This window comes from Synechococcus sp. CCY9202 (genome assembly GCF_034931685.1).
GTDB lineage: Bacteria > Cyanobacteriota > Cyanobacteriia > PCC-6307 > Cyanobiaceae > CBW1002.
The window spans coordinates 1-4,857 of the sequence record NZ_JAYGID010000057.1; the positions used below are offsets into that span (position 1 = coordinate 1).

A 4,857-nucleotide genomic window follows, 5' to 3' on the forward strand; every position below is an offset into this window, starting at 1 on the left:
TCACTTACCGCTTCAACCGGCGCTTCAATCTTTCGGCGATGACGGACCGGGTGGTTCATGCCGTCTGTATCTGCACCGCACGTCCCGAGCGTCACCTCAGGAAAGCGGAGCTTGCTACCTAATCAAGAGAGGGATTGAATTTAGGTGGTGTCATGTCTATCAGCCTGTCGATATTTCGTAACCATCCGATCTGAAAATGCTGCGAATCACTGACATCCATTCCCTCGATGTTCAGTCTTGCCAAGTCTCTTTCGTCTCGATGAAAATTGTATCGATTGATCCATTGATCATTGTAGTATTGATTGGCTTCTTTTCTCCACTGGAATTCAGGATCATTCCACCTTGGTGTAAACTTAAGGCCAGGATGGCAGCTGGGCTCCATGGCGGTCACGGAAACAACTTGTTGAGATTCTATCTCTTGGCTGATTCCGATTTCACAGGAATCATGCAGGGGAGGCAAGGCCTTGAGGCTTTGCATGGTCGAAACTTGTGATTGATTGGACCGGAGACAGGAGGCCATACTTATGGGTTTTTACCCTTGCTCTTTTCGTGGCGCCCGTGCGTGTCTCCAGGCGTACTGATTGGACAACTCATCCTGACGCTTCAAACTCGGATGAATCAACTCGGCCACTACGGCTCTGAATCGTTGTCAGTACTCGCTCAAGGGTTTGAGGAATCAAAGGAGGCGCAACCCCCTCGCGCCTTGCTTGAAACGAAGAACCCCGTGGCAGGAAGCGAGGCTGACAGGGCGTTGGGTTGTTGACGGCAGCTCTCCAGCTGATTCAGCGACCCTCCATGTCTTGAAGGTGAAGGGTGGAGACGTTCTCCCTGTGATGTTGATGTGCGTTTTGATGTCTGGTGGCAAAGTCTGTGTCAGAGATAGTTTTCAGTGGTTGACGTTCGCACATCCTTCAATGATTGCGTTTGCTCAGAATATCCACCTTCCATCTGCTTCGTCAGAGGCTTCTCTGCATTGTCGATGCGCTGGCTTGGATCAGGCAGGCGCCAGCCGGCCTGAGCGAACGACTCTGAAGCAGACCTGGTGATTTTGACGTATGGGCACTGATAACAGTATCCTGTATTGATCAGGATCTCTGGCCAAAGAAATGAGTAAGCTCAAGTATTATGGTCACCTGGGAGATGATATTGATGACCCGCTAGAATATTTTCAAGAGCAAAATTATATTATCTGCAGAGGAGCCACTGATCCGGATAAAATTGATCAAGTGTTTAATATCTATAATGACATCGTGGTTGATTCGGATAGTAATTATCTGCGGCAATCGGGCCTTTGGGAGCGGCATGCCAAGACCGGAGTCGGGGGAGTTGCTAATTGTCTGTTGAATTGCCACAGTTATGAAGAGGGCGATAATGGTATGCTTTCTAGTGCAATTCTTTCTCTTCTGGGCTCTTCGAGCGTTCAGAAATCATTGTCTCAAATTAGTGGCAAGAACAATATCTTCAAGCTTTTTCAGACTATGCTTTTTGATCACGCTACCACTCCCCCTCATCAAGACTGGATTTATCTTGATTCCCGGCCTAACGGTCACCTGATAGCTGCTTGGGTTGCGCTTGAGGATACGCACCTTGAAGGAATCAGATTTTATGTCTACCCAGGTACTCATCTTATGGCTCCTCGGAGTGGCTATCTTGACCGGCAACATCATGCCATGTACGATGGCTTTCTGGCTGAAATTCGCACTTACCTAGAGTCGCAGGATCCACAGATTTATGCCCCTCCTCTTAAGAAAGGAGATATTTTCTTTTGGGGTTCGCGAATTATTCATGGATCAACGCCGGGGCCAGACCGCAGCCTTAGAAGGCGTTCAATAGCAGCACACTTTGTTCCGGATGGCTTCGGCTTTGGCAATCTGCGGGAAGACTTTTCGTTGAGATTCAAGGAAAGGCATGGTTTGGTTTATGCTGACTATGCGTTGGATGGCGAATTTCGGCAAAACAATCCTGCAGTGCTGGCCTCGGGAGTCGCCAAGGGAAAGGCCGCCTTTGATTTGAGGTCCTTCCTGAAGCTTCCATGGTAGTTGACCTTCCGGTTTCGGGCTTTGCATTCATAGCTCTGGAGTGCACAGCGTCAGGTTCAAGCGGGCCGGGCACTTGACTTGTGCCTCCCCTGGGTTGAAGCATCCAATCCTGAACTGCTGGTCATGATGTGTGCGGTATTTTTTGAGCGGCTGCTTGCCGTGGCTGACCGATTCTGGAGATCTGAGCCTGTGAGCCTCCTGGAGGCTTCAGCTGTCAAGGCAGGGCACGCGATCGCAGCCTGCTTGTTCTGCGTCTTTTCCTGGAATCGGGGACGCTGAGGTGATTAAGCTGCAGGATGATGATCCCTTGCTCTCTCGCCATGGAAGCCCGTTGGAATGATGCCGTCATCGCCAGTAGTGACGACATCGTCAAGTTGGAGGGCAATGCCTACTTCCCGGCTGAGTCGCTGAATGCTGTCCATTTCCGTCCCTCTTCGCACCGCAGCATCTGTGGTTGGAAGGGAGAAGCGCATTACTACGATGTGGTGGTCGGCGACCAGGTGAATGCGAACGCCGCCTGGTTTTATCCCGACCCCAAGAGTGCCGCCGCTGAAATCCGTGGCCGGGTTGCGTTCTGGAAGGGCGTATCGGTGAGCTGAGGAGCTAGGCGACACCAGATCCCTTCACGTGGGAAGCACCGCATCGCGAGGCAGGCGAGTTGGTGCTTGGTCACAACAGCCAGCCTGGTCTCAGCAGCAACACCAGGGCCAGGGCCACCATCACAACTCCGCTGATCAGCTTGAGCAGCCGGCCGGTTCGTTCGGTGAGTTTGTTGCTGCTCAGGGCCACGACGGCCAGCCCCACCATGAGGCTGTCGTCGGCGATGTAGCCCAGGATGTAGAGCCCCAGATAGCCGTAGTGGGCTGCGGCGGGAAGGTTCTGCTGGGCGAGCACGGCGGTGTAGAGCGCCGGAAGCCCGGCGGTGCAGAGCAGTTCCACCAGGTTCACGACCACCGCCAGCGCCGCGACCGCCGCCAGGGCCGGCAGCAGGGTCTGGCGCTGGATCACTCCGCGCATGCGGGCGTAGATCCCCGGTTTGGCCGATGCCGGAATCGACAGGCTGAAGTTCGGACCCTCGCGCCGGATTTCCAGCAGGTTCACCATCCCCACCACCAAGGCCAGCCCCGCCAGCGTCAGCCGTAGCCAGGTACTCCAGCCCAGCAGCAGGAACACATTCAGCCAGGCAGCCATGAAGGCGAAATACACCGCGCCGCTCACCAGCACGAAGGTGCCGGCCACCAGGGCCATGCGGCGCCGGTCGTGCCAGTGCACCAGCAGGGAGAGCAGGAACAGCAGCACCCACATGGCGCAGGGGTTGAAGCCATCCAGCAGGCCCATGGCGAGGGTGAACAGCGGCAGCCCCAGCCGGCCCACATCCAGCTCCCCGAAGGGGCCCAGCCGCAGGGGTTCCAGCCTGGGCTGGTCGCGGCTCACCAGGGCCAGCAGCTCCTGGCCACGGCCTTGCGGGCTGTCGAACCCCACCAGCACCTGGCCGTCGATCACAAAGGTGGGAACCCCCGGCGTCTGGACCCCCGCCTGCTGGGAGTACCGGGTCAGATCGGCGAGCGCCGCCGGATCGGTGTCGATCGATCGGATCCGCACCACCAGCTCCGGGCGCTGCCGCTGCAGGGCCGGCAGAAAGGCCTTGGCCTGGGCGCAGTGGGGGCAGCCGGGCCGAACGAAGACCTGCAGTTCCGGGCTCCCATTGCTGGAAGGTGCCGAGCTCCTGTCCAGGGACAACGCAGGGCCCGTGAGGCTGCCCATGGCCAGCAGCAGGCCGAGCAGCCCCAGCAGCCAGAGCTGCAGTTGCCGTTTCAGACGCAGGGCCATGGTTCAGACGAAAGGCCATGGTCTGGTGATAGGCCATGCTCAGCCGAAAGGCCATCGCAGGGCTCTTCGCTCAGAAGCCGAACAGTGGCGTGGCCCGGAAGATCACGGGGTCTTCGCTGTTCGGAGCGACCGGACCGATCGGGTAGGGCGGTGCGGAGAAAAATTCCAGGGTGATGGGCGGCTCCAGGAAGCCGGCGAAGAACACGTTCGCGAACGTGCCATCACGCAGAGAAAATTGAAATCCGGCACTGGTGAGTTGCGCCCTCTCCCTGTCGTCATCGTTCTGCCGGATCCGGTTGTCGCCGTTGTAGGGCTCGCCGGTGATCGGATCGATGTTGCCGGGAATGGCCTTCCCCGCCGGCCACAGTCCATCAATCCGGACGCGGTTGCGACTGCCCTGGATCCGCTGGATGGGGTAGAAGTCTTCGGAGTCGGGATCAATGTCGCTCAGGAACTGGCCGCTCGCCCGGATCGTCCGGCCAGTGTCGCTGTCGATGCCCACATAATTCCAGCTCCAGAGGATGGAGTTGAACAGGTTGCTGGTGAGGGCATCGGGAGCGGACATGGCTGGATCACACGCAGGATTGGCTGGAGGGCCCAGGCCACAGATCAGGGGTTAGGGATCATGGGCAATGGATCGCAGCCGACAGTGCCACCCTTGATGAACGCTACGGCGGGATCAGGGCACCGTGGCGGCAGCGGTGCTGAGCTTCCGGCATTGGCATGGTTGAAACCCGTGAGGCCTGCCACTGCGTTCGCGATGCCCCACTCCCGCTGGACGCGACAGAACTGGCTGCTCGCAGGCCGCCTGGGGCGGAGCCGGGTTTCCCTGATCCGGCTTGGCGCGAGCCTGGTTGGGGTGCTGCTGCTGGCGACGCTGTGGTCAACGCCGATCACCGGCCGCGACCTGAGCTTTCCCCTGCAGGCCGGCCAGTCCTACCCCGGCGCCGCCCAGCGGCTGGAGGCGGCGGGTTGGCGGCGGGTGCCG

6 protein-coding genes and 1 pseudogene are annotated in these 4,857 nt (G+C 58.1%); 4 read left to right on the top strand and 3 right to left on the bottom strand.

The genetic code is table 11. The features are described 5' to 3' along the window. Positions 1 to 122 (top strand): annotated as a pseudogene (locus tag VB777_RS08205) (IS1595 family transposase); the annotation flags it as partial. Here the strand turns inward: VB777_RS08205 and VB777_RS08210 are convergent. After that, entirely contained in the window at positions 119 to 478 is a 360-nt protein-coding gene (locus tag VB777_RS08210; RefSeq protein ID WP_323248241.1) for a hypothetical protein, read from the bottom strand. The pseudogene VB777_RS08205 and the gene VB777_RS08210 overlap by 4 nt on opposite strands. A gap of 628 nt (positions 479 to 1,106) precedes the next feature. Between VB777_RS08210 and VB777_RS08215 the strand changes: the two genes are divergently transcribed. Together VB777_RS08215 and VB777_RS08220 are read left to right on the top strand one after the other, a co-directional pair. Continuing rightward, entirely contained in the window at positions 1,107 to 2,039 is a 933-nt protein-coding gene (locus tag VB777_RS08215; protein WP_323248243.1) for a phytanoyl-CoA dioxygenase family protein, read from the top strand. Between the two features lie 320 nt (positions 2,040 to 2,359). After that, positions 2,360 to 2,638: a DUF427 domain-containing protein gene (locus VB777_RS08220; protein WP_197158292.1), complete on the top strand. Its 279-nt coding sequence runs from the start codon at positions 2,360 to 2,362 to the stop codon at positions 2,636 to 2,638. A 70-nt stretch (positions 2,639 to 2,708) separates the two neighbouring features. On the opposite strand, the gene VB777_RS08225 is transcribed toward VB777_RS08220, so the two are convergent. Both VB777_RS08225 and VB777_RS08230 read right to left on the bottom strand, forming a co-directional pair. Continuing rightward, positions 2,709 to 3,869, bottom strand: a complete 1,161-nt coding sequence (locus VB777_RS08225) for a glutaredoxin family protein (protein ID WP_323248245.1) — start codon at positions 3,867 to 3,869, stop codon at positions 2,709 to 2,711. 70 nt (positions 3,870 to 3,939) lie between these two features. Further along, positions 3,940 to 4,434, bottom strand: coding sequence for a hypothetical protein (locus tag VB777_RS08230; protein ID WP_322758130.1), 495 nt, complete (start codon positions 4,432 to 4,434; stop codon positions 3,940 to 3,942). A gap of 195 nt (positions 4,435 to 4,629) precedes the next feature. Between VB777_RS08230 and VB777_RS08235 the strand changes: the two genes are divergently transcribed. Next, on the top strand, positions 4,630 to 4,857 hold a 228-nt coding region (locus tag VB777_RS08235; RefSeq protein WP_323248247.1), incomplete at its 3' end, for a hypothetical protein.